Below are 2,898 nucleotides of genomic sequence, written 5' to 3'. Positions count from 1 at the left end.
GGTAAGCGCTCAATAAAATAATGGCTATCTTCCCATAAGGTATTCCGCTATAGTTGAAGTAAAATACTCCAACTTCAACTTTTCGATTTGATCCGACATCTCTGCTGTATCATGTCAGACCATGGCATCAGCTCTTCTATCCCTTCGGGCTCATTTTTGTAGTCCGGCATATAGAGCAGTACGGTCTCCAGATATGCGTAGATATTCAGATCGTTGAGTTTTGCAGTTTCTACTAAACTGTAAATGATAGAGCTGGCACGGGCGCCTTTTACGGTATCGTGGAACAGGAAATTTTTCCGCCCTACTGCATAGGGGCGGGCGATATTTTCTGCGATATTGTTCGATATGGAGCACCGCCCATCCAACAGGTAGTTCTCCATATATGGCTTCTGGTTTTTCGCATAGGTCACCGCTTTGGCCAGACGGCTTCCGCCAGCTGGCTTCCCTGTTTCAAGCCATGACCAGTAAGCCTCCCAGATGGCAGACTCTGTCTCAAGGCGCTTAGCTTTCCGGGTGTCGGCATCCAGATCCGCATACTCCTTTTCCAGTTCGAATAACTGGTTACAGTAGTTTAAACCGATTTCTGCAGGGGTCTTATCGGAAGACTTCCTGGATTTTCCGGGAAGCGCTTCATTCCAGTACCGCCTCATATGGGCAAGGCAGCCACAGCGGATGACACCCTTCAGCTTATTGTAGCCACTGAAGCCATCGCAGATAAGGTAACCGGAGAATCCTTTTAGAAATTCCTCCGCATGATATCCTCCGCGGCTGGGCTGGTAATCATACAGGCGGATCGGCGGCAGCCCATCGTTCCCGGAGCCATACAGCCACATATAGGACTTGGACTGTGCCGTTTTCCCTTCTTCCCTCAGTACCTGGCAGGGTGTTTCATCTGCATGGATGATGTCCCTCTCCAGCAGGTGCTGGTGAAGCTGTTCATACACCGGCTCCATATAATCTATGCCGCATTTGATGACCCAGTTAGCCAGTGTCGCTCTGGGGAGCTTTACTCCCAGCTGTTTCCAGTTCGCCTCCTGGCGGTAAAGAGGGATGCTGTTCCCATATTTCTGATACATTACGTAAGCAACCGTGGACGGAGATGCCAGGCTGTGCTTCAGCAGCGGGCTTGGTGTTTCAGCCCCAACGATAACAGAAGCGCCGTCTTTCTTACATTCCGGACAGCCAAGCACTTCCTGGACATACTGGATCCGTTCCACTTTTGCAGGGATGATCCGCAGTTCTTCCCGCACGACCTTTTTCCCGATAACCTCCATCGGAGCATTGCAGTAGGAGCAGTTCCTGTCCTCATCCGGCACGGTGCAGGGAACTTCCACTACAGGAAGCCCTGCAAGGATCTCTTCCCTGGTGGCCTTTGGTTTCTTTGCCTTACGTTTATAACCACCAACAGCCTCCTCAAGAGCTGGTTCCGGGACAGAAGGATCTGCAGTGGCTTCTGCTTCATTGAACAGATCCATCTGTCCTGGAAATGCCTCTTTTTTTGTTTTTTCGCTGGAAGATGCGAACAGCTTTTTCTTCAGATATTCGACTGTCTCATTGAGATTTGCGATCGTCTGGTTCAGCTGTGCGGTCTGCTCCTCATGGCTTTTGGTCATCTGCTCGATTGTATGACGCTGGCTGTCCACCAGCTGACGAAGGGATTCAATGGTCTCTTTCTGAAGCTGTATGAGCGCTTCCATCTCTGACTGCGGCATAGGGAACCACCTTTCTTTTTGCTGGTTCCTATTATACCGGAAATCCAGCAGAAAAGCGAATTTTCTGCCGTACTGCCGTCGTCATTTTGACGAAAGGAACATGTGGAAAACACATAGCATCGGCGGGATATTCCCTATGAAAAACGTTGGGTTTTCCACACGCGAACAGTAACCCGGGAAAAATGGAAATCGTTATCCCCCTAATCTCCCGGCGGTTCCATTGTTATGTGGATAACCCATCAGCAGCGTTTTTTCCGCCCTATAAGGGAAGAAAAAATTTCTCCCTTTTGCACAAAGGTCAGAAGTCCTTTTTCCGGGCAGGCCGGATTGCCTTAGGCTGATCGATGGAAAGCCCCTCTAAAAGCCAGCGGTATTCCTGCCGGCTAAGATTCCTTACTTCGGAAGAATCCCGGGGCCACTGGAACCGCCCATCATCTAAACGTTTATAATAGAGGCAGAAGCCATCTTTTTCAAAATGGAGCGCTTTGATCCGGTCACAGCGTCTGCCGCAGAAAAGAAACAGGGAATTGCTGTAGGGATCTAATTCATAGGTATCCCGAACGATTGCCATCAGGCCATCAATACTTTTTCGCATGTCGGTATAGCCTGTCACAAGGAAAAATCTGGCCACACCGGACAGTTCACCTAACAAAGCTGCCGCAGGGCAAGAAGAGTATTGCGGATCACATCCGCCCCGGCCTGTTCATGGATCTCGATACGGATGCCCTGCATTTCCAGACAGATCGAGGGCGTATGGAAAGCTGCGGTATCTGAATGCTGTTCCCTTTCCCAGAGTGGGATCTGGACAACTTCCTGTTTCTGTGCGGCAGCATCCACTGCTTCCGGAACCTCGCAGGCTTTTTTGCGTAAAGCCCGGACGTGGTAGTAAAATGTGCTGACAGGGATCCCGTTTTCTATGCACCATTGGCGGTCGGTAAGCCCGCTGGATCTGCACTGGGTGATCAGATTTAACCAATGTTCATCATTTAAAGTTGTACTCATTTGATTCATCTCCTCCAACGTGAGATTTTGGAGTAATCAGGTACAACAAAAGCGACTCAAGATGTGAGATTAAAGCATAGCTTTTGCAACTCCGAGAACCGGATAGGAAGTGAATTACTCCAAGTATCTGAAGTATCTCACAAAAGTTGGAGTTTGACTATCCGGTTGGTTATAAAGCGCTTAC

3 protein-coding genes are annotated in these 2,898 nt (G+C 49.3%); all 3 read right to left on the bottom strand.

The genetic code is table 11. The features are described 5' to 3' along the window. Positions 1 to 74: 74 nt before the first annotated feature. Positions 75 to 1,712, bottom strand: a complete 1,638-nt coding sequence (locus tag DW757_RS17030) for an IS66 family transposase (RefSeq protein ID WP_243033757.1) — start codon at positions 1,710 to 1,712, stop codon at positions 75 to 77. A gap of 298 nt (positions 1,713 to 2,010) precedes the next feature. Next, positions 2,011 to 2,343 carry an IS66 family insertion sequence element accessory protein TnpB gene (tnpB, locus tag DW757_RS17025; protein WP_083794763.1) on the bottom strand — a complete coding sequence of 111 codons (333 nt, stop codon included), beginning with the start codon at positions 2,341 to 2,343 and terminating at the stop codon, positions 2,011 to 2,013. A 14-nt stretch (positions 2,344 to 2,357) separates the two neighbouring features. After that, positions 2,358 to 2,714, bottom strand: coding sequence for a hypothetical protein (locus DW757_RS17020; protein ID WP_015544368.1), 357 nt, complete (start codon positions 2,712 to 2,714; stop codon positions 2,358 to 2,360). Positions 2,715 to 2,898 lie beyond the last annotated feature (184 nt).

It is taken from the genome of Clostridium sp. AM29-11AC, from assembly GCF_003480545.1.
GTDB lineage: Bacteria > Bacillota > Clostridia > Lachnospirales > Lachnospiraceae > Otoolea > Otoolea saccharolyticum_A.
The sequence above is the reverse complement of the archived record's forward strand: the minus strand, read 5'-3'. Positions and strand labels throughout refer to the sequence as shown.